At 69.2% G+C, this 23,137-nt stretch carries 28 protein-coding genes; 13 read left to right on the top strand and 15 right to left on the bottom strand.

Annotation, left to right across the window (positions count from 1 at the left end; all coding sequences use genetic code 11):
- Nucleotides 1–12 precede the first annotated feature (12 nt).
- The 4 genes from F1C10_RS15330 to F1C10_RS15315 all read right to left on the bottom strand — a co-directional run bounded on the left by F1C10_RS15330 (nucleotide 13) and on the right by F1C10_RS15315 (nucleotide 2,322).
- Nucleotides 13–411 (bottom strand): GFA family protein, encoded by a 399-nt coding sequence (locus F1C10_RS15330; protein ID WP_185207481.1) that lies wholly within the window; start codon nucleotides 409–411, stop codon nucleotides 13–15.
- Nucleotides 408–1,004 carry a Holliday junction branch migration protein RuvA gene (gene ruvA / locus F1C10_RS15325; RefSeq protein ID WP_185207480.1) on the bottom strand — a complete coding sequence of 199 codons (597 nt, stop codon included), beginning with the start codon at nucleotides 1,002–1,004 and terminating at the stop codon, nucleotides 408–410. Before ruvA ends, F1C10_RS15330 begins: the two co-directional genes overlap by 4 nt.
- A 71-nt stretch (nucleotides 1,005–1,075) precedes the next feature.
- A complete protein-coding gene (gene ruvC, locus F1C10_RS15320; protein ID WP_185210292.1) occupies nucleotides 1,076–1,582 on the bottom strand; it encodes a crossover junction endodeoxyribonuclease RuvC in 507 nt (168 codons plus the stop codon).
- Nucleotides 1,579–2,322 carry a YebC/PmpR family DNA-binding transcriptional regulator gene (locus F1C10_RS15315; protein ID WP_185207479.1) on the bottom strand — a complete coding sequence of 248 codons (744 nt, stop codon included), beginning with the start codon at nucleotides 2,320–2,322 and terminating at the stop codon, nucleotides 1,579–1,581. The genes ruvC and F1C10_RS15315 overlap by 4 nt, the downstream gene beginning before the upstream one ends.
- 77 nt (nucleotides 2,323–2,399) lie before the next feature.
- Between F1C10_RS15315 and F1C10_RS15310 the strand changes: the two genes are divergently transcribed.
- Entirely contained in the window at nucleotides 2,400–3,860 is a 1,461-nt protein-coding gene (locus tag F1C10_RS15310; protein WP_185207478.1) for an ATP-binding protein, read from the top strand.
- Nucleotides 3,861–3,883: 23 nt separating this feature from the next.
- Here F1C10_RS15310 and F1C10_RS15305 read toward each other — a convergent pair whose 3' ends face one another.
- The 4 genes from F1C10_RS15305 to F1C10_RS15290 all read right to left on the bottom strand — a co-directional run bounded on the left by F1C10_RS15305 (nucleotide 3,884) and on the right by F1C10_RS15290 (nucleotide 6,573).
- Complete coding sequence (locus F1C10_RS15305; RefSeq protein ID WP_185207477.1) at nucleotides 3,884–4,240, bottom strand: hypothetical protein; 357 nt, start codon at nucleotides 4,238–4,240, stop codon at nucleotides 3,884–3,886.
- A gap of 98 nt (nucleotides 4,241–4,338) precedes the next feature.
- Nucleotides 4,339–4,605: a DUF2312 domain-containing protein gene (locus F1C10_RS15300; RefSeq protein ID WP_085810666.1), complete on the bottom strand. Its 267-nt coding sequence runs from the start codon at nucleotides 4,603–4,605 to the stop codon at nucleotides 4,339–4,341.
- A 159-nt stretch (nucleotides 4,606–4,764) separates the two neighbouring features.
- Nucleotides 4,765–6,135: an amidohydrolase family protein gene (locus F1C10_RS15295; protein WP_185207476.1), complete on the bottom strand. Its 1,371-nt coding sequence runs from the start codon at nucleotides 6,133–6,135 to the stop codon at nucleotides 4,765–4,767.
- A gap of 147 nt (nucleotides 6,136–6,282) precedes the next feature.
- Nucleotides 6,283–6,573: a DUF1244 domain-containing protein gene (locus F1C10_RS15290; protein ID WP_185207475.1), complete on the bottom strand. Its 291-nt coding sequence runs from the start codon at nucleotides 6,571–6,573 to the stop codon at nucleotides 6,283–6,285.
- A gap of 73 nt (nucleotides 6,574–6,646) precedes the next feature.
- Between F1C10_RS15290 and pyk the strand changes: the two genes are divergently transcribed.
- Complete coding sequence (gene pyk / locus F1C10_RS15285) at nucleotides 6,647–8,101, top strand: pyruvate kinase (RefSeq protein WP_185207474.1); 1,455 nt, start codon at nucleotides 6,647–6,649, stop codon at nucleotides 8,099–8,101.
- A 21-nt stretch (nucleotides 8,102–8,122) separates the two neighbouring features.
- Here the strand turns inward: pyk and F1C10_RS15280 are convergent, their stop codons facing one another.
- Together F1C10_RS15280 and ykgO are read right to left on the bottom strand one after the other, a co-directional pair.
- On the bottom strand, nucleotides 8,123–8,737 hold the full coding sequence (locus tag F1C10_RS15280) for an HAD family phosphatase (RefSeq protein WP_185207472.1): 615 nt from the start codon (nucleotides 8,735–8,737) through the stop codon (nucleotides 8,123–8,125).
- A 16-nt stretch (nucleotides 8,738–8,753) separates the two neighbouring features.
- Nucleotides 8,754–8,879: a type B 50S ribosomal protein L36 gene (gene ykgO / locus F1C10_RS15275; RefSeq protein ID WP_003046794.1), complete on the bottom strand. Its 126-nt coding sequence runs from the start codon at nucleotides 8,877–8,879 to the stop codon at nucleotides 8,754–8,756.
- Nucleotides 8,880–9,014: 135 nt separating this feature from the next.
- Here ykgO and F1C10_RS15270 point away from each other — a divergent pair, with 135 nt between their 5' ends.
- Genes F1C10_RS15270 through F1C10_RS15260 form a run of 3 tightly spaced genes read left to right on the top strand, consistent with a single transcriptional unit; the run spans nucleotide 9,015 to nucleotide 11,190 of the window.
- On the top strand, nucleotides 9,015–9,614 hold the full coding sequence (locus F1C10_RS15270) for a DUF4136 domain-containing protein (RefSeq protein ID WP_185207471.1): 600 nt from the start codon (nucleotides 9,015–9,017) through the stop codon (nucleotides 9,612–9,614).
- Nucleotides 9,611–10,720, top strand: coding sequence for a carboxypeptidase family protein (locus tag F1C10_RS15265; RefSeq protein WP_185207469.1), 1,110 nt, complete (start codon nucleotides 9,611–9,613; stop codon nucleotides 10,718–10,720). The genes F1C10_RS15270 and F1C10_RS15265 overlap by 4 nt, the downstream gene beginning before the upstream one ends.
- Nucleotides 10,721–10,734: 14 nt before the next feature.
- A complete protein-coding gene (locus F1C10_RS15260; RefSeq protein WP_185210291.1) occupies nucleotides 10,735–11,190 on the top strand; it encodes a GNAT family N-acetyltransferase in 456 nt (151 codons plus the stop codon).
- 54 nt (nucleotides 11,191–11,244) lie between these two features.
- On the opposite strand, the gene F1C10_RS15255 is transcribed toward F1C10_RS15260, so the two are convergent.
- Nucleotides 11,245–12,324 (bottom strand): alkene reductase, encoded by a 1,080-nt coding sequence (locus F1C10_RS15255; protein WP_185207467.1) that lies wholly within the window; start codon nucleotides 12,322–12,324, stop codon nucleotides 11,245–11,247.
- A 63-nt stretch (nucleotides 12,325–12,387) separates the two neighbouring features.
- On the opposite strand from F1C10_RS15255, the gene F1C10_RS15250 reads away from it, so the two are divergent.
- The 6 genes from F1C10_RS15250 to F1C10_RS15225 all read left to right on the top strand — a co-directional run bounded on the left by F1C10_RS15250 (nucleotide 12,388) and on the right by F1C10_RS15225 (nucleotide 18,379).
- A complete protein-coding gene (locus F1C10_RS15250) occupies nucleotides 12,388–13,302 on the top strand; it encodes a DMT family transporter (protein ID WP_185207465.1) in 915 nt (304 codons plus the stop codon).
- A 41-nt stretch (nucleotides 13,303–13,343) separates the two neighbouring features.
- Nucleotides 13,344–14,039 (top strand): COQ9 family protein, encoded by a 696-nt coding sequence (locus F1C10_RS15245; RefSeq protein ID WP_185207463.1) that lies wholly within the window; start codon nucleotides 13,344–13,346, stop codon nucleotides 14,037–14,039.
- Between the two features lie 74 nt (nucleotides 14,040–14,113).
- A complete protein-coding gene (locus F1C10_RS15240; RefSeq protein WP_258042964.1) occupies nucleotides 14,114–14,365 on the top strand; it encodes a FeoA family protein in 252 nt (83 codons plus the stop codon).
- Nucleotide 14,366: 1 nt separating this feature from the next.
- Nucleotides 14,367–16,220 carry a ferrous iron transporter B gene (locus F1C10_RS15235; RefSeq protein ID WP_185207461.1) on the top strand — a complete coding sequence of 618 codons (1,854 nt, stop codon included), beginning with the start codon at nucleotides 14,367–14,369 and terminating at the stop codon, nucleotides 16,218–16,220.
- Nucleotides 16,221–16,247: 27 nt separating this feature from the next.
- Nucleotides 16,248–16,805: a single-stranded DNA-binding protein gene (gene ssb, locus F1C10_RS15230; protein ID WP_185207460.1), complete on the top strand. Its 558-nt coding sequence runs from the start codon at nucleotides 16,248–16,250 to the stop codon at nucleotides 16,803–16,805.
- A gap of 83 nt (nucleotides 16,806–16,888) precedes the next feature.
- Entirely contained in the window at nucleotides 16,889–18,379 is a 1,491-nt protein-coding gene (locus F1C10_RS15225) for a sensor histidine kinase (RefSeq protein WP_185210289.1), read from the top strand.
- On the opposite strand, the gene F1C10_RS15220 is transcribed toward F1C10_RS15225, so the two are convergent.
- The 4 genes from F1C10_RS15220 to F1C10_RS15205 are packed head-to-tail and all read right to left on the bottom strand — an operon-like array spanning nucleotide 18,357 to nucleotide 20,931.
- Nucleotides 18,357–18,749, bottom strand: coding sequence for a response regulator (locus tag F1C10_RS15220; RefSeq protein WP_185207458.1), 393 nt, complete (start codon nucleotides 18,747–18,749; stop codon nucleotides 18,357–18,359). The two genes, F1C10_RS15225 and F1C10_RS15220, sit on opposite strands and share 23 nt — an antisense overlap.
- Nucleotides 18,750–18,770: 21 nt before the next feature.
- Nucleotides 18,771–19,370 carry a methionine biosynthesis protein MetW gene (metW, locus tag F1C10_RS15215; RefSeq protein ID WP_185207456.1) on the bottom strand — a complete coding sequence of 200 codons (600 nt, stop codon included), beginning with the start codon at nucleotides 19,368–19,370 and terminating at the stop codon, nucleotides 18,771–18,773.
- Nucleotides 19,367–19,816: a GNAT family N-acetyltransferase gene (locus F1C10_RS15210; protein WP_258042963.1), complete on the bottom strand. Its 450-nt coding sequence runs from the start codon at nucleotides 19,814–19,816 to the stop codon at nucleotides 19,367–19,369. Before F1C10_RS15210 ends, metW begins: the two co-directional genes overlap by 4 nt.
- Nucleotides 19,813–20,931, bottom strand: a complete 1,119-nt coding sequence (locus tag F1C10_RS15205; RefSeq protein ID WP_185207455.1) for a homoserine O-acetyltransferase — start codon at nucleotides 20,929–20,931, stop codon at nucleotides 19,813–19,815. The genes F1C10_RS15210 and F1C10_RS15205 overlap by 4 nt, the downstream gene beginning before the upstream one ends.
- A gap of 96 nt (nucleotides 20,932–21,027) precedes the next feature.
- Here F1C10_RS15205 and hisC point away from each other — a divergent pair, with 96 nt between their 5' ends.
- Together hisC and F1C10_RS15195 are read left to right on the top strand one after the other, a co-directional pair.
- Nucleotides 21,028–22,125, top strand: a complete 1,098-nt coding sequence (hisC, locus tag F1C10_RS15200; RefSeq protein ID WP_185207453.1) for a histidinol-phosphate transaminase — start codon at nucleotides 21,028–21,030, stop codon at nucleotides 22,123–22,125.
- Between the two features lie 106 nt (nucleotides 22,126–22,231).
- The gene (locus F1C10_RS15195; protein ID WP_185207451.1) at nucleotides 22,232–23,137 is read left to right on the top strand and encodes a prephenate/arogenate dehydrogenase family protein; all 906 of its coding nucleotides are present in this window, start codon (nucleotides 22,232–22,234) and stop codon (nucleotides 23,135–23,137) included.

Genomic DNA, 23,137 nt, shown 5'->3' with positions numbered 1-23,137 from the left:
CAGCCCCACCGCTCAGTCGTGATGCTCGATCGCGTCGCCGACGATCGCGACCCACGATCGCTTGCGCGCCTCATAGACCGAATAGACCGGCGGCGGGAGCGGCGCGTCGCCGAAGCCGCCGATCGGGATCGAGACGATGCCGGGCTCGGCCGCGACGCGATAGAACAATGTCGATCCGCAGGTGCGGCAGAAATGATGGTCGGACACCCCGCCGCGCGCCGAGGTGCGCCGCCAATGCGCGAGATCGCCGGTAATACTTACCGATGCGTCGTGGAATCGCGCCTGCGCGGCGAACGGCGCGCCGCTGCGGCGCTGGCAATCGAGGCAGTGGCATACCGAGACGCGGACCGGCTCGCCCTCGCAGTCGATCGCCGCCGCGCCGCACTGGCAGGTGGCGCGGCGGTGGATCATTTCGCCGCCTTGCGCAGCGCGAGCCGGACGAGCGCGTCGAGCGTCGCCGCCGGGCCGAGTTCCTCCTCCGCGGCGGCGACCGCAGCGCTCGCCTCAGCGGGGCGAAAGCCGAGATTGAGCATCGCCGATACCGCATCGGCACTTGCACCGACAGGGATTGCCTGTGCGGCCGCAGATGGGCCGAGTACGATCCCGCCCGCCTTGTCCTTGAGCTCGCGCACGATCCGCTCGGCGAGCTTGGGCCCGACGCCGTTGGCGCGCGCGACCATCGCCTTGTCCTGCGCGGCGACCGCGCGGCTGAGCTCGGCGGGTTCGAGCGCCGAGAGGATTGCGAGCGCGACGCGCGCGCCTACCCCCTGAACGCTGGTGAGCAGTCGGAACCAGTCGCGCTCGTCCGCGCCCGAGAAGCCGACCAGCCGCTGGAAATCCTCCCCGACGAGGAGTTCGGTGTGAACGTGCACCGCCTCGCCGACCGGCCCCAGCGCGGCCAGCGTGCGCGACGAGGCGCCGACGAGATAGCCGACGCCATTCACCTCGATCACCGCATGTTCGGCACTGGTGCTCGCCAGCACGCCCTTGAGATATGCGATCACCGTTCGACACCCAGCATGATCGCGGGCCTAGCAGGTCGCGATTCGCCGGCCAACCGTGTGACGTGGGCGCTTCAGGAGGTCGCGCGCGCGCGCCGCATCATACCCGCGGCGCTCGCCAGATGGTGTGCGTGGCAGATCGCCACCGCCAGCGCGTCCGCGGCATCGGGCCCGGCGAGCTTCGCGCCGGGAAGCAGCACCGCCATCATCGCCTGGATCTGCCGCTTCTCCGCGCCGCCGGTGCCGACCACCGCCTTCTTGACCGTCGAGGGATGATATTCGTCGACCGCGAGTCCGGACCCCGCAGCGGCGAGCAGCACGACGCCGCGCGCCTGCCCCAGCTTCAGCGTCGACTGCGCATTGGTGTTGCCGAGCACCTCCTCGACCGCCGCGCTCGCCGGCCGCTCGGCGCGGATCACGTCGATCAGCGCGGCGTGGAGATTGGCGAGCCGCCGCGGCAGCGCCATCGAAGGATCGGTCCTGATCTGCCCGTTGGCGACGTGCCGCAGCCGGTTGCCCTCCGCGGCGATCACGCCCCAGCCGGTGGTGCCAAGCCCCGGATCGAGCCCGAGGATGATCAGCCGAGCTTCTCCATCACCTCGTCGGAGACTTCGTAATTGCCCCACACCTGCTGGACGTCGTCGTCGTCGTCGAGCGCATCGATCAGCTTGAACAGCGTCGCCGCATCGCTCTCGTCGACCGCGACCATCGTCTGCGGACGCCACGCGAGCTTGGCACTCTCCGCTTCGCCCAGCACCGGCTCCAGCGCCTTCGCGACTTCGTGGAGATCGGCCTGCGCGGTCCAGATCTCGTGGCCGTCGTCGCTCGACGTCACGTCCTCCGCACCCGCTTCCAGCGCCGCCTCGAACACCTTTTCCGCATCGCCGACGCTGGCTGGATAGTTGATCAGGCCGAGCCGGTCGAACGCATGGCTGACCGAGCCCGACGCTCCGAGGTTGCCGCCGTTCTTGCTCACCGCGGTGCGCACGTTGGTGGCGGTGCGGTTGCGGTTGTCGCTCAGCGCCTCGATGATCAGGCTGACCCCGCCGGGGCCGAAGCCCTCGTAGCGGATCTCCTCGTAATTCTCCGCATCGCCCCGGCTCGCCTTGTCGATCGAGCGCTGGATATTGTCCTTGGGCATCGACTGCGCCTTGGCGGCGTTGACCGCCGCGCGCAGCCGCGGGTTCATGTCGGGATCGGGAAGCCCCATCTTCGCCGCGACGGTGATCTCGCGCGAAAGCTTCGAGAACATGCCCGACCGCTTCTTATCCTGCGCACCCTTGCGGTGCATGATGTTCTTGAATTTGGAATGACCTGCCATGCCGCCGCCCATAAGCGTGCGCCGGGGCGTTCATCAAGCCTTGCACCGACTCCCGCGCATGCGGCATCTGCGGCGCCATGACGATAGCCGTGGACATGGGCGCCGATGCCTCGGGCGCGCCGGTCCTGATCGACCTCGAGGAACTGCTCGCCACCCGATTGCTCGTGCAGGGCAATTCGGGATCGGGAAAATCGCACCTGCTGCGCCGCCTGCTCGAACGCTCGGCGGGACAGGTGCAGCAGGTGGTGATCGATCCCGAAGGGGATTTCGTCACGCTCGGACCGACGTACGGCCACGTCGTGGTCGAGGCGACCGACTATTCGGAGCGCGAGATCGCGCGAATCGCCGGGCGGCTGCGCGAGCATCGTGCGTCGGTGGTGCTGAGCCTTGAGGGGCTCGAGGCGGAGGGGCAGATGCGCTGCGCCGCGACCTTCCTGTCGGCGATGTTCGATGCCCCGCGCGAGCATTGGTATCCGGCGCTGGTCGTGGTCGACGAGGCGCAATTGTTCGCCCCGACCACGGGCGGCGAAGTGGCGGAGGACGTCCGCCGCGCGTCGCTCTCGGCAATGACCAACCTGATGTGCCGCGGGCGCAAGCGCGGCCTCGCGGGCGTCATCGCGACGCAGCGGCTGGCGAAGCTCGCCAAGAACGTCGCCGCCGAGGCATCGAACTTCCTGATGGGGCGCACCTTTCTCGACATCGACATGGCGCGCGCTGCCGACCTGCTCGGCATGGAGCGCCGCCAGGCCGAGGCGATCCGCGATCTGCCGCGCGGCACGTTCCTGGCACTGGGCCCCGCGGTGTGCCGCCGCCCGCAGACGGTGAAGATCGGCGCGGTCGAGACGAGCGCGCGTTCGGGCAGCCCCAAGCTCACCCCACTCCCCTCCGCAGCGTCGCCCGCCGACCTCAAGGACCTGATCTTCGCCGAGCCCGAGCCCGAGGCGGCGCCGCAGCTGCCGATGACGTTCGAGGCACGGCCGCGCCGCGTGCCGGCAGAAGAGCTGATCTCCGACATGGCGCGCCCCGCCCCGCTGCCGCCCGAACCCGAGCGGTCGGACGAGGAAGTCGCCGCGATCGTCGCCGACGTGCTGCGCGCGATTGTCGCGGATCCCGAATCGGCCGGCCGCCCCGCGTCGGTGCTGTTCCAGGATTTCCAGGTCCGCTGCCGCATGCAGGGGCTCGCCCGCTCGGGGATCGAGCTCGGTGACTTCACGCGCCGCCTGTCGTCGGCGCGTGCCGGCATCTTCGACACCGCCGATCCGGCATGGGCCGATGCGGTGGCACTCGCCGGTGCGCTGCCCGACGAGATGGTCGGCCCGTTCCTGCTCGTCGCCAAGGCCGCGAAGGAAGGCGCCCCCTGCCCCAGCGACGCCGCGCTGGCGGAGACCTACGGCACGTCGTCGCTCGGCCGGGTGCGGCGCCTGATGGGCTATATCGAGAGCCGCGACCTGATCGTCACGCGCACTGACCTGTCGGGCAAGCGCTCGATCACCATCGCGCGATTAGGCTGGACGACCGCGCCGGCAGAGGCGGCGTAGCGTCCGCTAGCGCCGCCGCCGCGTCAGCGCTCCTCGTAGCGGATACGGTTCTTCGCCATGCTGGCCTCGGCGGTCTCGCCGTCGCAAGCCTCGAGCGGCGTGGTCTGCGCGCCAACCGCCATCTCGAATACCGCGGGGCCGGTGACCGCGCAGGCGACCCGCTTAGCGGCGACGCCGCATGCGTCGCCGAAGCGCGCGGGATCGCCGATCGGGCCGCTCGCTGGGGGCTTCAGCGCCACGCTCACCATCGTCGATCCGCCGAACAGCGCGACGCCCAGCCCCTTGAGCGCGCACGCCTCGTAGGCGGGCTTGCCGCCCGCCGCCTTGACCGGCTTCATCCCGAACTGGCTCGCCATGCGGGCACAGAAGCCGCCCGCCATTGCCGGCGCCTGCGCGCCGGCGGCGGCGGGAACGATCGGCTCCGCGGCGGCGACCGCGATCTTCGTCCTATTGCTTTCAGATGTCGCAGTCGTGCGGGTTACAGCATGCCCAGCGCTTGCATGTACGTCTCGAGGATCATCTCCTCTTCCTGATATTCCTCGCGCTTCTTCTTTCGGATCGACATGATCTTGCGGATCGCCTTGGGATCGTAGCCGCGCGATTTCGCCTCGGCCATCACGTCCTTGATGTCGTCCGAGATACCCTTCTTCTCTTCCTCGAGCCGCTCGGCGCGCTCGATCAGCAGGCGCAGCTCGTCCGCCGCGACCTGCCCGCCGCCCATGCCTTCGCCGCGTTCCTCAGCCATTTCAAAACCCCCAAAGATGAAGCACCGCCGCCCCACACGAATCGCGTGCGGGGGACGGTGCGGTTACCGTTAATCCGGTTGCGGCGGCGGCCTCTACGTGGCGCCGCCGCCCCGATCAAATGCTATTCGGCGAAGCGCGGCGCGCGCCCGCCGACCGGCTTATTCGCCGAGCCGGCGGGCGATCGCCCCCTTGTGCATCACGAAGCGCACCCGCTCGAGCTGGCGCACGTCCTGCAGCGGCGATGCGTCGACGGCGATGATGTCCGCCGTCTTGCCCGGCTCGATCGTGCCGATCGTGTTGCCCTGGTTCAGCACCTCCGCGGCGGTCACCGTGGCGCTGCGGATCGCCTCGGTCGGGGTCATGCCGACCTTGTCGACGAGCAGCGCGAACTCCTGCGCATTGTCGCCGTGCTTCGACACGCCGCTGTCGGTGCCGAAGGCGAACTTGACGCCCGCCTTGTACGCGCGGCGATGGCTGTCCTGCATCGCGGCGGCGGCAGCCTCGGCCTTGGGGATCGTTGCCGGCGGCAGCGCGCCGGCGCGGGCTTGCGCCAGCGCCGCGACGGGCGCGATCTCGGTCGGCACCAGATAGGCGCCGGTCTTCTTGAACAGCGCGATCGTCTCGTCGGTGATGAAGCTGCCGTGCTCGATCGTGTCGACGCCCGCCGCCAGCGCCGCGTTGCTGCCCTCGGCCGCGTGGCTGTGCGCGGCGACCTTGCGGCCGAGGCCGTGCGCAGTGTCGACGATCGCCTTCATCTCCTCGGGCGTGAACGCGCGGCCGAGCCCGCCCGACACGTTCGACAGGACGCCGCCCGTCGCGGTGATCTTCACCACCTGCGCGCCCAGCCCGATCTGCCGCCGCGTCGCGCGCACGCAATCGGCGGGGCCGTCGCAGGTGTTCTCGACCGTTTCGGCGACCGCGTGCGCGTACGGCTCGGCGAGGCCGTTCAATGGATCGCCGTGCCCGCCCGTCACCGAGATCGGCGCGCCGGCGTTGATGATCGTCGGCCCTTCGGCGTCGCCGCGCTCCATCGCGTCGCGCAGCGCGCGGATCCCGCGCGGATCGCCGCCCAGGTCGCGCACCGTGGTGAAGCCCGCGCGCAGCGTCGCGCGTGCATTGCCCGCGCCGTACATCAGATCGTCGGCCTGCTCGGTGTTGAGCGCGGAGAGGCGCGCGCGCATCGGATCGCCGCCGATGCCGAGCAGGTGGACGTGGAGATCGATCAGCCCGGGCAGGACGAACTTGTCCTTGAGATCGACCAGCATCGCGCCGGCATCGGGCGCGGCGAAGCCGTCACGCACCTCGGCGATGCGCCCGTCGCGCACCACGATCGTGCTGTTGCCGCGCGGCGCCTGGCCCGGCCGGTCGAGCAGCGCGCCGGCGTGGATGAAGGTGACTTTGGAAGCCACGGGGGAAGCACCGGGCGAAGCGACGGGGGGGGCCGCGGGTGCGGTCTGCGCCATCGCCGGCGCGACCAGTGCGGGCGCCGCCACGGTGATCATCATTGCGGTCAGAAGCGTCTTCGTCATTACCGTCCCCCCGTTCGCGCGCGGCTATGCCGCCGCCCGTCCTGTACCGGCGGGCGGTAGAAGAATGCGGCGCGGTTCGACAAGCCTTGGTCGACAAGCGCCATACGCCAAAGGTCGATCAAGCCCGCGTCGATCGGAGCGCCGGCCTCAGGCGTTGCGCGCGATGCTCGCCTTCATCCGCGCGAGCTGTTCGGGCGTCGCCTCCTGCTGATGCGCCTGCTTCCACGCGTCGTACGGCATGCCGTAGATCGCGGTGCGCGCCTCCTCCTTCGGCAGCCCGCCCGCCTCGCCGATCCAGTCCGACAGGCAGTTGCGGCAGAAGCCGGCGAGCCCCATCAGATCGACGTTCTGCGCGTCGTCGCGGTGGCGCAGGTGGTGCACCAGCCGGCGGAAGGCGGCGGCCGCCGTCGCATCGTCGATTGCGTCAATCGGGTCCATTCTTCTGCTCCAAGGTTGATCGACCGCAGATAGGCGTTAGGGCAGCCGCGGCAACGCCCGAGGAACCCTTTTCATGACGAGAGCGATCAGCCCCCGCAGCCGCAAGGTCCGCGTGCTCGCGACGCTGGGGCCCGCCAGCGCGACGCCCGAGATGATCGCCACGCTGTTCGAGGCGGGGGCGGACGCGTTCCGCATCAACATGAGCCACGGCGATCAGGCATCCAAGGTCGGCGTGATCCAGGCGATCCGCGCGCTGGAGAAGAAGTTCGGCCGCCCGACGACGATCCTCGCCGATCTGCAGGGGCCAAAGCTGCGCGTTGGGCGCTTCGCCGACGGGCGGATCATGCTCGAACAGGGTGCGAGCTTCACGCTCGATCGCGATGCGACGCCCGGCGACGCGACGCGCGTCGAGCTGCCGCACCGAGAGATCTTCGCCGCGATCGAGCCGGGCGCGCGACTGCTGCTCGACGACGGCAAGCTGGTACTGCGCGTGGTGGAGCATGACGACGCGCGCATCGTCACGCGCGTCGAGGTCGGCGGGGCGCTGAGCAACAACAAGGGGCTGAACGTGCCCGACGTCGTCGTGCCGATGGCGGCGCTGACCGACAAGGACCGCTCCGATCTCGCCTTTGCGATCGACGAGGGGGTCGACTGGATCGCGCTGTCGTTCGTCCAGCGGCCGGAGGATCTGGCCGAGGCGCGCAAGCTGATCGCCGGCAAGGCCGCGCTGCTCGCCAAGATCGAGAAGCCTGCCGCGATCGATCGGCTCGAGGAGATCGTCGAGATGTGCGACGGCGTGATGGTCGCGCGCGGCGATCTCGGCGTCGAATTACCGCCGCAGTCGGTGCCGCCGTTGCAGAAGCGCATCGTCGAGACGTCGCGCCGGCTCGGCCGGCCGGTGATCGTCGCGACGCAGATGCTCGAATCGATGATCACGTCGCCCTCGCCGACGCGCGCCGAAGTGTCCGACGTCGCCACCGCGATCTACGACGGGGCGGACGCGATCATGCTGTCGGCGGAGAGCGCGGCGGGCGCGTGGCCCGTCGAATCGGTCGCGATGATGAACGCGATCGGTGAGGCGGTGGAACGCGATCCGATGCACGGCGACCGCATCCGCTTCACCGTGACGCGGCCCGACCCCACCACCGCCGATGCATTGGCGGAGGCCGCTAAGAACATCGCGCTGACCGTTTCCGCCAAGGCGATCATCTGCTTCACCACGTCGGGTTCGACGGCGCGGCGCGTCGCGCGCGAGCGGCCGTCGGTGCCGCTGCTGGTGCTGACGCCGCGCGTCGAGACCGCACGCCGGCTCGGGCTGCTATGGGGCACGCATGCGGTGCACACGCGCGACGTCGATTCGTTCGAGGAGATGGTCGCCAAGGCGAAGCGCGTCGCGCTGCGTCAGCGGATCGTCGAGGCGGGTGACCGGGTGATCATCATGGCCGGCGTCCCGTTCCGTACGCCGGGGTCGACCAACGTCATTCACGTGGTGCGGATCGTCGGCGACGAGCTTAAGAATTACGGCTGACGCCTGGCGCCGCGTCGCGGTTCAGCCAAGCAGGCCGTAGCGCGCGAGGTCCGCGCGAAGCGTCGCGGCATCAGCGAAGCGCACCGCGTGCATGCCCACCGCCAGTGCGCCGTCGACATTGTCCTGCCGATCGTCGACGAACAGCGCCTCGTGCGGCGCCAGCCCGAACCGCGCCAGCGCGAGGTGATAGATTGGCGCGTGCGGCTTCATCAGCCGCTCGGCGCCCGAGACGACGATGCCGCGGAAACGATCGAACAGCGCCGCCTCCTGCGCGCGGAACGGCGCGAAGAATTCGTCGCTGAAGTTGGTGATCGCGAATAGTGGCACGCCCGCCGCGTCGAGCTCTGCGACAAGTTCGGGCATACCGGCGATGGGGCCGGGGATCTGCTCGGAAAAGCGCGGTCCCCATTCGGCGATCAGATGCGCGTGCTCGGGATTGCGCGCCGATAGTTCGGCCGACGTTTCGGCGAACGGCCGCCCGGCATCGTGCTGGAAATGCCATTCACGCGTGCACACGTCGCGTAGAAACGCGTCCAGCGCCGCATCGTCGGGGATGAGGCGCCGGTAGAGGATCCGCGGATCCCAATCGTAGAGGACGTGGCCGACGTCGAAAACGACGGCGCTCGGCCCCGGCATCACGCGCGCGGCAGGATCAGCCCTGGCGCGCCTTGAAGCGGCGATTCGTCTTGTTGATGACGTAGGTCCGGCCGCGGCGACGGATGACGCGGTTGTCGCGGTGGCGGTCCTTGAGCGACTTCAGGCTGTTGCGGATCTTCATGGCGGATTCGCTTCTTTATATGGGCGTGATCGGAAAGCGTGCGCGCCTAGTGGCAGCCCCCTTGCAAGTCAAGCCGGAGCCGTCGACGAACCGGTGCGTTATAGCGGCGTAACGACCACGGGGAAACGACCAGCCATGCGCACCTTTCTGACGATCGCCGGCCTTGCCGTCGCGCTGGCGGGCTGCGCCACCGGCCCGTCGCGCTTCCCCGTCCAGACGACGCGCTTCCATTTCAACGCGATGACCGATCGCGGCACGATCGCGGTCGAGCCGCTGGCCGGCGGCGGCAGCGCGAGCATCGAGTACAAGACCTATGCCGCCGCGGTGCAGAGCGCATTGCTGCGGCTCGGCTACACAAATCCAGCACCCGGCGCGAAGGCGGATTTCCTCGCCACCGTCGGCTTCACCCGCACCTCCCGCCCGCTGCCCCCGCGTCGCTCACCGTTCTCGGTAGGGATCGGCGGCGGCGGGATCAGCGGCGGGCGCGGCGGCGGCGTGGGTCTTGGCGGCGGGGTGAACTTCCCGGTCGGCGGCAGCGGCGGGCGCGAGGGGATCGTCACCGAATTGTCGGTGCGCATCCGCCATGGCGCCGACGCGGTGTGGGAGGGCCAGGCGCAATCGCTCACCGATGCGCAGGCATCGGATGCCGACGCTCCCGCGATCGCCGGGCGGCTCGCGCGCGCGCTGTTCGCCGGCTTCCCCGGCGAGAGCGGGCGCACTATCGAGGTACCATGACCTTCAGCATCAACGCCGCGTTCGACAGCGGCAACATCCGGCTCGTCGCGATCGACGGTGACCGCGTCGACCTCGAGATCGTCGCCGATCACCAGTCCGACTTCTTTCAATGGTTCTACTTTCGCGTCGCCGGCGCCCAAGGGCGGCCGCTCACTTTCCGCATCCTCAACGCCGCCGGCGCGGCCTATCCGTTCGGCTGGCCGGGCTATCGCGCGCGCGTCTCGACCGATCGGCGCAGCTGGCGCCAGATCGAGACGCGCTACGCTGACGGCGTCCTCGAATTCGACTGGCCGGGCGACGCAGCCGTCGCTTGGTTCGCCTATTTCGCCCCCTATACGACGGAGCAGCACGCCGATCTCGTCGCGCGGATCGCGGCGCGACCAGGGATCACGCATCGTGAGCTTGGCACCACGCTCGACGGGCAGGCGATCGACTATTTCCGCATCGGGACGGGCGCCAAGCAGGTGTGGCTCTACGCGCGCCAACACCCCGGCGAATCGATGGCCGAATGGTGGATGGAAGGCGCGCTCGACTGGCTGACAAGCCCCGCCGCGGCGCCGCTGCTCGCCGCCGCGACGGTCCACGTCGTCCCCAACATGAACCCCGACGGCACGCGCCGCGGCCACCTGCGCACCAATGCCGCCGGCGTGAACCTCAATCGCGAATGGCACGCACCGACGCTGGAGAAGAGCCCTGAAGTCTATCACGTGCGCGCCGCGATGGACGAGACGGGCGTCGACTTCGCGCTCGACGTTCACGGCGACGAGGCGATCGCGGCGAACTTCATCGCCGGGTTCGAGGGGATCCCTTCGCTGCGTGCCGATCGCGCCGCGCTGTTCACCGAGTTCGGCCGGCGGCTGGCGGCGCATACCCCCGATTTCCAGACCGAGCTCGGCTATGCCAAGACGCCCGCCGGCCGCGCCAATCTGTCGATGTCGACCAATCAGCTCGCCGAGCGGTTCGGCGCGGTGTCTATCACACTGGAGATGCCGTTCAAGGACCACGATCCCAACGCCGATCCGGTCCACGGCTGGTCGCCCGAGCGATCGGCGAAGCTTGGCGTCTCGTGCCTGGAGGTGCTTGCCGGGATGATCAGCGACGTGTGATGGAGCGGCGTGCGATGGAATTGCGCGAGGGCGGGCTCGACGATCCACGCGTCGACGCCCTGATCCGCCATCATCTGGCTGAGGCGCGCGCTTCGACCCCGCAGGACAATGCCCATGCGCTCGGCCCGGAGGCGTTGCGCGCGCCCGACATCAGCTTCTGGACGGTGTGGGCGGATAATGCGCTGCTCGGCTTCGGTGCGCTGCGCCAGCTTTCGCCCGATCACGCGGAGGTGAAGTCGATGCGCACCGCGACCGCGCATCTGCGCCGCGGCGTCGCGCGCCTGATCCTCGATCACCTGATCGCGCTCGCGCGAACGCGCGGTTGCACGCGGATCAGCCTGGAGACGGGGACCGCACCGATGTTCGCCGCGGCCAACCGGCTCTACGAGGCGAGCGGCTTCGTCGACGGTCCGCCGTTCGGCGGCTATCCAGAAAGCCCGCACAACCGCTTCATGACGCGGCAGCTGTAGCCGGCGACGGCGGCGCCCCCATCGACGAAACGGGAACGCCGCCGGCCGTCGTCGTCAGGCCGCGGCCTGCGCCTGATAGGGCGGATAGTCGATATAGCCCTCGGGCCCCGACGAATACCACGTCTTGGGATTGTCCTTCGCGAGCGGCGCGCCGGTGCGCAACCGTTCGACGAGATCGGGGTTGCCGATGAACGCGCGACCGAACGCGATCGCGTCGGCCAGCCCCGAATCGAGATCGGCCTGCGCCTGCTCGAGCGTGTAATCCTGGTTCAGCACCAGCGGCCGGCTGAATGCCTTACGGATCTGCGGGCTAAGCTTGGGAACGCTGCTCGCGCCGAACGTGCCGTCCGGGCTCTGCTCGCGCAGCTCGAGGAAGGCGATACCGAGTTCGTCGAGCGCCTTCGCGGCGGGAACGAACACCGCTTCGGGATTGCTGTCGTCGGCGCCCTGCGTCTCGCCGTTGGGCGACAGCCGGATCGATGTACGATCGCCGCCCGCCACCGCGATCACCGCCGACACCACTTCCTTCATGAAGCGGATGCGGTTCTCGGGCGAGCCGCCGTAATCGTCATCGCGCAGGTTGGTGTTGTCGCGCAGGAACTGGTCGACCAGATAGCCATTGGCGCCGTGCACCTGCACCCCGTCGAACCCGGCCTCGAGCGCGTTACGCGCGGCCTGGGCATATTGCTCCACCGCTTCCTTGATCTCGGCGAGCGTCGCGGCGCGTGCCTCGCCGTAGGGGTTCTTGTCGGGGTTATGATATGGCGCGCGCGTCGCGGAGGCGGACAGCGGCTGCAGCTTGTTGACGTCGGGACGGGCGAGTCGGCCCTGGTGCCACAATTGCGCGATGATCTTGCCGCCGGCCTCGTGCACCGCCTCGGTCACCGGCTTCCACGCCTCGACCTGCGCCTCGCTCCACAGCCCCGGCGCGTTGGGCCAGCCGAGCCCCTGCGGGCTGATCCCGGTCGCTTCCGAGATGATGAGGCCGGCGCTTGCGCGCTGCCGATAATATTCAATCATCATCTCGGTCGGCACGTGCGCGTCGCTCGCGCGGGTGCGCGTCAGCGGCGCCATCAAGACGCGGTTCGACGCGCGGATCGCGCCGAGTTCGATCGGATCGAAGAGGCTTGGCATTCAATTCCCTTTCCGTTTCGCATTGCTACGGGACTTCGCCGATCTAGGCGGTTACGGGGCGCCATGCACGAGGGAAGCGACGCAAGAAAAGCTACGGCGCGGCCAAGCGGCGGCGCGCTGGCGTTCGCCGCGCTGCTCGCCGGCAACCTCGCGCTCGCCTTCGGCCCGTGGTTCGTGCGGCTGACCGACGTCGGGCCCGTCGCCGCCGGCTTCTGGCGCATCGCGCTGGCGACGCCGCTGTTGCTGCTGCTCGCCGCGATCACCGGCGGTCGACCGCTGAGTAGCGCGCGCGGACTGGGCTGGGTGCTGGTCGGCTCGGGCGTGCTGTTCGCCGGCGATCTCGCCAGCTGGCACGTCGGCATCCACCATACCAAGCTTGCCAATGCGACGCTGTTCGGCAATGCGGCAACGTTCGTCTTCCCGCTCTACGGCTTCCTCGTCGCGCGCGCCTGGCCGACGCGGATGCAAGGCATGGCACTCGCGCTCGCCGCAATCGGCGCCGCGTTGCTGATGGGGCGATCGTACCAGCTCGATCCGCAGAACCTCGTCGGCGACCTGCTCTGCCTGCTCGCCGGCATCCTCTACGCCGGCTATTTCATCCTGATGGCGCGCGCGCGCACGACGATGGCGCCGCTGCCCGCGCTCGGCCTGTCGTCGGCCGCGGCGGTCGTGCCGCTGCTGGTGGCGGCGATTGCGCTGGGCGAGCGCGTGCTGCCCGGCAATTGGACCCCGCTGGTCGCGCTCGCGCTGCTCAGCCAGGTGATCGGCCAGGGGCTGATGATCTACGCGCTCGGCCGGCTGCCGCCACTCGTCATCGGCCTCGCGCTGCTCACCCAGCCAGTGGTCGCCGCGATCGTCGGCTGGCTCGCCTATGACGAGCGGCTCGGTGCGGCCGATCTCGTCGGCGCGATACTGGTGGCGATCGCGCTGGTGCTGGTGCGGATCGCGCCCGAACGGCGCGTCGCCGCTGCATCGTAACTGGTGGCGCGGCGTTGAGGAAGAACGCTAAGGAACGTGCCATGATCGATACCGTGACCGACACTGCCGCAGGCGCGGGCCCCGACCCGCAGGACATGACGCTCGACGAGGTGCGTGCAACGCTGGCGCCGCTGATCGCCGAGAACGCCGCGTTCGACGGCTGGGGCGATGCCGCGCGCGACATGGCGGCGGAGCAGGCGGGCGTCGATCGCGATGTCGCCGCGCTCGCGTTCGACGGCGGCGCGGCGGCAATGATCGACGCGTGGTTCGCCAGCATCGATGCCGCGATGATCGCGTCCTTCGCCCCCGGCGATCTCGCCGCGATGAAGATCCGCGCGCGGATCACCGTGCTGATCGAGCGCCGGCTGGAGATCGTCGCGCCGCACCGTGAGGCGCTGCGCCGCGCGCTCGCGATCCTCGCGCTGCCGCAGAACGTCGCCACCGCCGCGCGGCTCGGCTGGCGCAGCGTCGACGTGATGTGGCGCGCGGCGGGCGATACCGCGACCGACTACAATCACTATACCAAGCGCGCGATGTTGCTCGCGGTGTACGGCGCGACGGTGACGGTGTTCCTCGACGACGACAGCGAGGATTACGGCGACACGCGCGGCTTCCTCGCGCGGCGGATCGAAGGGATCATGCGGTTCGAAAAGGCCAAGGCGGGGTTCGTCCAGCGCACCCGCCACCGCCCCAGCCTCAGCCGCTTCGTCGGCCGGCTGCGCTATCCGGTGGGCTGATCGCGCCGACCGGCGACGCAGCGTTACCGACGGCAATTGATAATCGTTCGCAGCATTGGTATGTAGGGTGCGTGTTGGCCCCTGCCCCCCTGGCGCTCGAAGCCCTGCCGCTCGGCCGTTCCGCGACGGTGACGGCAATCGCGTGGGAGCGGATGGCGGCGCCCGAGGCACGGCGACTGCGTGAATTCGGATTTGACGAGGGCGTCCGCGTCGAGATCCTGCATCGCGCGACGCTGTTCCGCGGGCCCGTCGCGTGTCGTATCGGCCGGATGACGGTGGCGCTGCGGCGCAACGTTGCCGCCGCGATCACGGTGACGACCGACTGACATGAGTGCGCTTCCGCTCGTGGCGCTGGTCGGCAATCCCAATGCCGGCAAGTCGGCGCTGTTCAACGCGCTGACCGGCGCGCGGCAGAAGGTCGGCAATTATCCCGGCGTTACGGTGGAGCGACATTCGGGGCGGCTCGCGCTCGACGACGGACGCCCGATCGAGCTCGTCGACCTGCCCGGCACTTACAGCCTCGATCCCTCCTCCCCCGACGAGCAGGTGACGCGCGACGTGCTGTTCGGCCGACAGGCAGGCGAGCGGCGGCCCGACGCGCTGGTGATCGTCGTCGATGCCGCCAACCTCGATCTGCACCTGCGCTTCGCGCTGCAGCTGATAGCGCTCGACCTGCCCGTCGTCGTCGCGCTCAACATGGTCGATCTTGCCGAGCGCGACGGGCTGATCCTGTCGCCCGAGGCGCTGTCGCGCGAGCTCGGCGTGCCCGTCGTGCCGACCGTCGCGGTGCGGCGCCGCGGACTCGACACGCTGCGCGCCGCGCTGACCGAGGCGGTGGAGAGCCACGCCCGCGTCGCGCGGGGCAGCGAGGCGGCGGAACAGCCGATTGCGGTACTCCAGCGCCGCGCGCGCGCGATCTCTGCCGCTGCCACGATGTCCGAGACGCCGATGCGGCGCTGGAACCACGTGCTCGACAAGGTCGCGCTGCATCCGTTCGTCGGCCCGGTGGTGCTCGTCGCGCTGATGTTCGTCATGTTCCAGGCGGTGTTCACCTGGTCCGAAGCGCCGATCGGCTGGATCGAGGGCGGCTTCGCGGCGCTCGACGACGCGGTCCGCGGTGCGCTGCCCGATTCGCTGCTGCGCTCGATGCTCACCGACGGGATCATCGCCGGCGTCGGCGCGGTGGTCGTCTTCCTGCCGCAGATCCTGATCCTGTTCACCTTCATCCTCGTGCTCGAGGCGTCGGGCTATATGGTACGCGCGGCGTTCCTGATGGACCGGCTGATGGCGGGCGTCGGCCTGTCCGGGCGCGCGTTCATTCCGCTATTGTCGAGTTTCGCCTGCGCGGTGCCCGGGATCATGGCGACGCGCACGATCAGCGACGAGAAGGACCGGCTGACGACGATCCTGATCGCCCCGCTGATGACCTGCTCGGCGCGGCTGCCCGTCTACACGATCATCATCGGCGCGTTCATTCCCAATGCGCGCGTGCTCCCCGGCGTCGGGCTGCAGGGCCTCGTCCTGCTTGGGCTCTACCTCGCCGGCATTGTCGGCGCGTTCGTCGCGGCGCTGGTGCTGCGGCGGACGGTGACGCGCGGCGATTCCTCGGGCTTCATGATGGAGATGCCCAAGTACCAGATGCCGCGGCTGGGCGACATCGCGATCGGGCTGTGGACGCGCGCGTGGATCTTCCTGAAACGCGCGGGCACGATCATCGCGCTCACCACCGTGATCCTGTGGGCGCTGCTGAGCTTTCCGCAGGCGCCCAAGGGGCAGAGCCAGGTCGATTATTCGATCGCCGGGCGTATCGCGGGCGGGATCGAAACGGTGGTCGCACCGATCGGCTTCAACCGCGACATCGCGCTGGCGCTGATCCCAGCGATGGCCGCGCGCGAGGTGGCGGTGGCGGCGATCGGCACCGTCTACGCGGTCGACAATCCCGACGATGCGGCGGGCGAGCGCACGATCGTCGACAATCTGCGCCACCGCTGGTCGCTGCCGACCGCGCTTGCCTTCCTGATGTGGTTCGTCTTCGCGCCGCAGTGCATCTCGACGATCGCGGTGACGCGACGCGAGACCAACGGCTGGAAGTGGCCGCTGTTCATGGTTGGCTATCTGTTCGCCGCCGCCTACATCATGGCCGGAATCACCTATTGGCTCGCCGTCGCGCTGGGCCTCTAGCTTTCAAGGTTAGGACACGAACGAACCATGGCGGGCAGCGTCAACAAGGTCATCCTCGTCGGCAATCTCGGCCGCGATCCGGAAAGCCGCAGCTTCCAGAACGGCGGCAAGGTGGTGAACCTGCGCATCGCGACGAGCGAGAGCTGGAAGGACCGCAACTCGGGCGAGCGCAAGGAAAAGACCGAGTGGCATTCGGTGGCGATCTTCAACGAAGGGCTCGCTAACGTCGCCGAGCGATTCCTGCGCAAGGGCTCCAAGGTCTATATCGAGGGCCAGCTGCAGACGCGCAAATGGCAGGACCAGAACGGGCAGGACAAATATTCGACCGAGATCGTGCTGCAGGGCTTCAACAGCGTGCTGACGATGCTCGACGGCCCGGGCGGCAATAGCGGCGGCGGCGGCGGCGGCGGCGGTGGTGGCCGCGACGACTTCGGCGGCAACGACGATTTCGGTGGCGGTGGTGGCGGCGGCTATTCAGGCGGCGGTCGTGGCGGCAGCGGCGGTGGCAACAAGAGCGGCGGTGGCGGGTTCGGCCAGTCGCGCGGCGGCTTCGCCGACGATCTCGACGACGACGTGCCGTTCTGACGCATCCTCCCGCCCCGATTGTTTCAGGAGCCGTTACGTCCCACGACCTGCCTTTGCTCGACGAGGTTGATCGCGCGCGCGTGATGGCGTTGCACGATCTTGCGGGCGCACGTGACGAAGGGGTGCTCGACGATCTCGCCGCGTTCGCCGCAGAATTGTGCGGCGCGCGGATCGCGCTCGTCAGCTTGGTCGAAGAGAAGTTCCAGACGTTCCTATCGCGCGTCGGTACTGATCTCGCGCAGACGCCGCGCTCGCAATCATTCTGCGCGCACGCGATGCACGGGCTTCACGTGATGGAGGTGCCCGACGCGACGCGTGACGCGCGTTTCGCCGACAACCCGCTCGTCACGGGGGCGCCGTACATCCGCTTCTACGCCGGTGCGCCGCTCGTCACGCGCGAGGGTGTGCCGCTCGGCGCGATCTGCGTCATCGACGATCAGCCGCGCGACGGGCTGACGCCGTTCCAGACGCGCGGGATGGAAATCCTCGCCGCCGCCGCGATGGCGCGGCTCGATGCGCGCCGCGTCGCGCGCGAACGACGCGAGCAGAATGCGCGCGTGGAACAGACGCAGGCGGCGCTGGTCGACAGCGAGCTGCGCTTCCGCACGCTCGCCGACACGATGCCGCAGATGGTGTGGTCGACGCTGCCCGACGGCTATCACGATTATTACAATGCGCGCTGGTACGATTTCACCGGCGCCCCGGCGGGGACGACCGACGGCAAGGGGTGGAACGACATGTTCCATCCCGAGGATCGCGAGCGCGCGTGGCAGGTGTGGCGCGACTGCCTCGCAACCGGCGAGCCGTATCAGATCGAATATCGGCTGCGGCATTTCGACGGCACCTATCGCTGGGTGCTCGGCCGCGCGCTGCCGATCCGCGACGATGCGGGCACGATCCAGCGCTGGTTCGGTACCTGCACCGACATTCACGAGCAGAAGCTGACGCTCGAAGAGCGCGAGATCATCAGCCAGGAGCTGTCGCACCGGATCAAGAACATTTTTGCCGTGATGGGCGGTCTGATCCAGCTTGCCGCGCGCACCCATCCGGAGATTGCATCGCTCGCGGGTGACCTGCGCCAGCGGCTCGCCGCGCTTGGTCGGGCACACGATTTCGTCCGCCCGCACAGCCCCAACTCGCGGCCATCAGCTCAGCAGGACAGCCTGCGCGGCCTGCTGGAACAGTTGTTCGCCCCCTATGAGGCGCATCCGGGTGAGCGCCTGACGATTTCAGGCGTCGATCTCGACATCGACGATCGCGCCGCGACGCCGCTTGCGCTGCTGTTTCACGAGCTTGCCACCAACGCGAGCAAATATGGCGCGCTATCGAATGCGGACGGACGGGTGACGATCGATATCGCGCGCGATGGCGATAACGTGCGGATCACGTGGCACGAGCAGGGTGGCCCGGCGGTGACGGGCGACGATGCGCTCGGCGGGTTCGGCAGTCAGTTGATCGAATTGAGCGCGGTACGGCAAATGGGCGGCAGCGTGACGCGCGACTGGCGCCCAGAGGGTCTGCACCTGATAATCGAAATGCCGATCGCGTCGCTCAGCCGAGCGCGCCCAGCCTGATCACGTCGTCGTTGGCGGCCTCGTCCGCGCCGCTCGCGAGCGCCGCGGCAGCAAGGATCGCCTTGTCGCTGAACGGCTTGCGAACGTAGCCGAGCGCTTCGGACGGCATGCCGATCTGCGCCGGATTGGCGGTAACGAACACCACCTTGACGCCATGTTCACGCGCGATCCGCTGCGCGATCTCGGGCCCGGTCGCGCCATCGCGCAGGTTGATGTCGACGAAGGCGATCTCACATCCCGGCGCCGCGGCCAGCGCCTGCTCGCTATCCGCCGCGATGGCGGCGACGCTATAGCCGGCGTCGACCAGGATCCGCTCCAGATCGAGTGCGACGAAGATCTCGTCTTCGATAATGAGTGCTGTTTTCGCCATGATGTCCGCAAGCTAACACGATTAACCTAGATCGGTTCCTCGCAGCAGGAAGATCGCGTGCTCGGCGCGGAAGTTTGCCGCCGCCGATGTGGTTTTCGTACCACCCGACAGGAACCACGTGCCCTCCACCGCGATCCCGCGATCCTTCAGGTGCGCGCGAAAGTCATCGATCGTCAGGTGATGGATGTTGGGCGTATCGTACCAGCGCTCGGGCAACAGCCGCGTCACCGGCATACGCCCGCCCCAGAGCAGCGACAGGCGTACGCGCCAATGCGCGAAATTGGGGAAGCTGACGAAGGCGCGCCGCCCGATCCGCAGAAGCTCGCCGAGCACCGCATCGGGCGCGCGGCAGGTCTGCAGCGTCTGGCTGAGGATCGCGTAATCGAAGCTCGCGTCGGGGTATCCGGCGAGATCGACGTCGGCGTCGCCCTGGATCACGCTGAGCCCGCGCCCGACCGCGGCGGCGACGTTGCGCGGATCGATCTCCAGCCCGCGCGCGTCGACGCCGCTGGCATCACGCAGTGCCGCCATCAGCGCGCCGTCGCCGCAGCCGATGTCGAGCACGCGCGCACCCGGCGCGACATGGTCGGCGATGATCGCAAGATCCGCGCGCAGGCTCATGGCGCCGCCTTCAGCATGGCGAGGAACGCGGGGTCGAGCCGTTCCATATAGCGTTCGGGCCGCAGCAGCGGGGTGAAGCCGAGCGCGGCATAGACGCCGTGTGCGTCCGCGGTGGTCAGCCCGATCCGCCGGATGCCGGCGAAGTCCGGATGGTCGAGGAACCAGCGCACCATGCGCCGGCCGAGCCCCTGCCCGCGCACCGCCGCGTCCACCCACACGTCGGCGAGCCAGGCGAAGGTCGCGTGATCGGTGATCATCCGCGCGAAGCTGATCTGCCCGCGATCATGGTGGTAGGCGCCGAGGCAGTGCGACCCGGCGATCGCCCGCTCGACCACGCCGCGTTCGATCCCGGGCGACCAGTAGCTTGAGGCGAGCCATCCGTGCACGCGCGCGACGTCGATCCGCACGCGATCGTCGCTTAGCGCAATAGTGTCGGCGTGCGTCACTGCCCCGCCCCCAGGAAACCCGCGACCACCCGGTTCATCTCGAGCGAATCGAGCAGGAACGCGTCGTGGCCGTACGGGCTCGACAGTTCGACGAAGCTGACGGGCGCGCCCGCGGCGTTGAGCGCCTGGACGATGCTGCGCGATTCGCGCGTCGGATACAGCCAGTCGGTATCGAAACTGATTAGCGCGAAGCGCGCCCGGGTGTGGCGGAAGGCGTTGGCAAGCAGCCCGCCATGCTCCTCCGCCAGATCGAAGTAATCCATCGCGCGCGTGATATAGAGGTAGCTGTTCGCGTCGAAGCGATCGACGAACGCGATCCCCTGGTACCGCAGGTAACTTTCGACCTGGAAGTCGGCGTCGAAGCCGAAGCTCTTGGCGTCGCGTGCTTGCAGCCGGCGGCCGAACTTCTCGGTCAGCCCGGCCTCGGACAGATAGGTGATGTGCGCCGCCATTCGCGCGACGGCTAGGCCAGCCGCCGGCCCCTCGCGCCCGTAATAGTCGCCGCCGCGCCAGTTGGGATCGGCCATCACCGCTTGGCGGCCGACCTCGTGAAACGCGATGTTCTGCGCGGAGTGACGCGGCGCGGAGGCGATCACCACCACCGCTTCGACGCGATCGGGGAAGGTCGCGGGCCAGCTTAGCGCCTGCATGCCGCCCATCGATCCGCCGATCACCGCCTTCAGCCGCGCGATGCCGAGGTGATCGAGCAGCAGCGCCTGCGCGCGCACCATGTCGCGGATCGTGATGACGGGAAAAGCCATCGCGAACGGCGCGCCCGTCGCGGGATTGATCGTCGCCGGGCCCGACGATCCCATGCAGCTGCCGAGCACGTTGGCGCAGATGACGAAGAAGCGGTCGGTATCGACGGGGCGCCCCGGCCCAACCATCTGCGTCCACCAGCCGGGCTTGCCGGTGCGCGGATTGGCGCCTGCGACATGCTGGTCCATCGTCAGCGCGTGGCAGATCAGCACCGCGTTGCCGGCATCGGGCGCGAGCGTGCCGTAGGTCTCGTACGCGATCTCGACCGGCGCGAGCTGCCCCCCGCCGTCGAGCGGCAGCGGGCCGGGCAGGATCACGTGGCGCTGGAGGCCGAAGCGCTGGTCGTCGCCGAGCATCGCGCGCCGCTAGCAAAGTGCAGGTGGCGGGGGAAGCGACCTGTCGCGGGCGCCAAGCGTTGCCCCCCTCCGCCCCCGCCGCTACACGCCCGCGCCATGACTGGCCCTACTCCCAAGCCGTGGATCATGGCGATCGCCCCGTACGTACCCGGCCGCTCGACGACCGACGACGGACGCAAGGTCGCCAAGCTGTCGTCGAACGAGAACCCGCTCGGCACCAGCCCCAAGGCGCGCGAAGCCTTTGCCACCGCCGCGACCAACCTCGAACGCTATCCCGACGCGAGCGCGACCGAGCTGCGCGACGCGCTCGCCGCCAAACACGGGCTCGATCCGGCGCGGATCATCTACGGCAACGGATCGGACGAGGTGCTGCACCTCGCGGCCGGCGCGTTCGCCGGGCCGGGCGACGAGGTGATCTACGTCAACTACGGCTTCGCGGTCTATCCGATCGCCGCGCGCCGCGTCGGCGCCACCCCCGTCATCGCGCCCGACAAGGATTACGCGACCGACGTCGACGCGATCCTCGCCGCGGTGACCGAGCGGACGCGGGTGATCTTCGTCGCCAATCCGAACAATCCGACCGGAACCTACGTGCCGCGTGCCGAGATCGCGCGGCTGCACGCCGGCCTGCGCGACGACATCCTGCTCGTCCTCGACCACGCCTATGCCGAATATATCGAGGGCAGCGACGACGACGGCGGCATGGCGCTTGCGCAAAGCGCGCCCAACGTCCTCGTCACGCGCACCTTCTCCAAGATGTACGGGCTCGCCGCGGAGAGGATCGGCTGGGGCTATGGCGCGGCGCCGATCATCGAGGCGATGCACCGTATCCGCCTGCCCTTCTCGATCACCATTGCCGGCACCGCCGCCGCGGTCGCCGCGCTCGGCGATACCGATTTCGTCGCGCACACCGCCGCGCACAATGCGCGCTGGCGCACGTGGTTCGCGGACGAGATCGGCAAGCTGGGCAACGCCGGGCTGCGCGCGGTGCCAAGCGAGGCCAATTTCGTCCTCGTCCTGTTCGAGGGCGAACTCACCGCCGAGGCCGCGTACAAGGGGCTGATGGACGCGGGCTATATCGTCCGCTGGCTGCCGGGCCAGGGCCTGCCGCACGGGCTGCGCATCACGATCGGCACCGAGGACGAGACGCGCGGCGTCGTCGCCGCGCTGCGGGCGCTGATCGGCGTCGCCTGATCGCAGCCTGCACGCGCCGTCGGGCTTGCCGAAGCGCCGCCGGTCCGCGACACGCGCGGCGGACAGAAACGGCCCGTCGACCGGCGCGGGGCGAACGGAGGTAGATGTGCTCCCCTTTTCCCGCGTCACGATCGTCGGGCTCGGCCTGATCGGCTCCTCGGTCGCACGCGCGGTGCGCGAGCACATGCCGACGGTGCGCCTGACGGGGCATGACGCCGACGCCGGGGTGCGCGCGCGCGCCGACGCGCTCGGCATCGTCGACGACGTCACCGACACGGTCGGCGCCGCGGTGACCGACGCAGAACTAGTGATCCTGTGCGTGCCGGTCGGCGCGATGGGCGCGGTCGCGGCCGACATGGCGGCCGATCTGCCGGGCGACGCGGTGATCAGCGACGTCGGCAGCTGCAAGGCGGAGGTCGCGCGCGCGCTATCCGCCGCGCTGCCGGGCCGCACGATCGTTCCCGCGCATCCCGTTGCCGGCACCGAGCGAAGCGGCCCGGAAGCGGGGTTCGCGTCGCTGTTCCACGGCCGCTGGTGCATCGTCACCCCGCTCGACGGCGGCAATCCTGCCGCGACCGAGCGCGTCGCCAAATTCTGGCGGCGGCTCGGCAGCCAGGTCGAGACGATGGCACCCGAGCATCACGACCGTGTGCTGGCGGTGACGAGCCACCTGCCACACCTCATCGCCTATACGATCGTTGGCACCGCCAACGATCTCGCCGAGGTGACGCAGTCCGAGGTGATCAAGTTCTCCGCCGGCGGCTTTCGCGATTTCACCCGTATCGCCGCATCCGATCCGACGATGTGGCGCGACGTGTTCCTCGCCAACAAAGACGCGGTGCTCGAGATGCTGCAGCGGTTCAGCGAGGATCTGTCGCACCTCCAGCGCGCGATCCGTTGGGACGACGGCGACACGCTGTTCGATCTATTCAGCCGCACGCGCACGATCCGCCGCTCGATCGTCGACCAGGGGCAGGATGACGCGGCGGCGGACTTCGGCCGCAAGCATTAG

The organism is Sphingomonas sp. NBWT7 (genome assembly GCF_014217605.1).
Classification (GTDB): domain Bacteria; phylum Pseudomonadota; class Alphaproteobacteria; order Sphingomonadales; family Sphingomonadaceae; genus Sphingomonas.
This window is presented reverse-complemented; position numbering and strand designations above follow the sequence as displayed.

What these genes read in the sequence shown, in the direction of transcription:
- F1C10_RS15330 (WP_185207481.1), bottom strand. Translation starts at nt 411, where the DNA reads ATGATCCACCGCCGCGCCACCTGCCAGTGCGGCGCGGCGGCGATCGAC.
- F1C10_RS15315 (WP_185207479.1), bottom strand. Translation starts at nt 2,322, where the DNA reads ATGGCAGGTCATTCCAAATTCAAGAACATCATGCACCGCAAGGGTGCG.
- F1C10_RS15310 (WP_185207478.1), top strand. Translation starts at nt 2,400, where the DNA reads ATGACGATAGCCGTGGACATGGGCGCCGATGCCTCGGGCGCGCCGGTC.
- F1C10_RS15305 (WP_185207477.1), bottom strand. Translation starts at nt 4,240, where the DNA reads ATGGCGGGCGGCTTCTGTGCCCGCATGGCGAGCCAGTTCGGGATGAAG.
- F1C10_RS15300 (WP_085810666.1), bottom strand. Translation starts at nt 4,605, where the DNA reads ATGGCTGAGGAACGCGGCGAAGGCATGGGCGGCGGGCAGGTCGCGGCG.
- F1C10_RS15295 (WP_185207476.1), bottom strand. Translation starts at nt 6,135, where the DNA reads ATGACGAAGACGCTTCTGACCGCAATGATGATCACCGTGGCGGCGCCC.
- F1C10_RS15290 (WP_185207475.1), bottom strand. Translation starts at nt 6,573, where the DNA reads ATGGACCCGATTGACGCAATCGACGATGCGACGGCGGCCGCCGCCTTC.
- pyk (WP_185207474.1), top strand. Translation starts at nt 6,647, where the DNA reads ATGACGAGAGCGATCAGCCCCCGCAGCCGCAAGGTCCGCGTGCTCGCG.
- F1C10_RS15280 (WP_185207472.1), bottom strand. Translation starts at nt 8,737, where the DNA reads ATGCCGGGGCCGAGCGCCGTCGTTTTCGACGTCGGCCACGTCCTCTAC.
- ykgO (WP_003046794.1), bottom strand. Translation starts at nt 8,879, where the DNA reads ATGAAGATCCGCAACAGCCTGAAGTCGCTCAAGGACCGCCACCGCGAC.
- F1C10_RS15270 (WP_185207471.1), top strand. Translation starts at nt 9,015, where the DNA reads ATGCGCACCTTTCTGACGATCGCCGGCCTTGCCGTCGCGCTGGCGGGC.
- F1C10_RS15265 (WP_185207469.1), top strand. Translation starts at nt 9,611, where the DNA reads ATGACCTTCAGCATCAACGCCGCGTTCGACAGCGGCAACATCCGGCTC.
- F1C10_RS15260 (WP_185210291.1), top strand. Translation starts at nt 10,735, where the DNA reads ATGGAATTGCGCGAGGGCGGGCTCGACGATCCACGCGTCGACGCCCTG.
- F1C10_RS15255 (WP_185207467.1), bottom strand. Translation starts at nt 12,324, where the DNA reads ATGCCAAGCCTCTTCGATCCGATCGAACTCGGCGCGATCCGCGCGTCG.
- F1C10_RS15250 (WP_185207465.1), top strand. Translation starts at nt 12,388, where the DNA reads ATGCACGAGGGAAGCGACGCAAGAAAAGCTACGGCGCGGCCAAGCGGC.
- F1C10_RS15245 (WP_185207463.1), top strand. Translation starts at nt 13,344, where the DNA reads ATGATCGATACCGTGACCGACACTGCCGCAGGCGCGGGCCCCGACCCG.
- F1C10_RS15235 (WP_185207461.1), top strand. Translation starts at nt 14,367, where the DNA reads ATGAGTGCGCTTCCGCTCGTGGCGCTGGTCGGCAATCCCAATGCCGGC.
- ssb (WP_185207460.1), top strand. Translation starts at nt 16,248, where the DNA reads ATGGCGGGCAGCGTCAACAAGGTCATCCTCGTCGGCAATCTCGGCCGC.
- F1C10_RS15225 (WP_185210289.1), top strand. Translation starts at nt 16,889, where the DNA reads ATGGCGTTGCACGATCTTGCGGGCGCACGTGACGAAGGGGTGCTCGAC.
- F1C10_RS15220 (WP_185207458.1), bottom strand. Translation starts at nt 18,749, where the DNA reads ATGGCGAAAACAGCACTCATTATCGAAGACGAGATCTTCGTCGCACTC.
- metW (WP_185207456.1), bottom strand. Translation starts at nt 19,370, where the DNA reads ATGAGCCTGCGCGCGGATCTTGCGATCATCGCCGACCATGTCGCGCCG.
- F1C10_RS15205 (WP_185207455.1), bottom strand. Translation starts at nt 20,931, where the DNA reads ATGCTCGGCGACGACCAGCGCTTCGGCCTCCAGCGCCACGTGATCCTG.
- hisC (WP_185207453.1), top strand. Translation starts at nt 21,028, where the DNA reads ATGACTGGCCCTACTCCCAAGCCGTGGATCATGGCGATCGCCCCGTAC.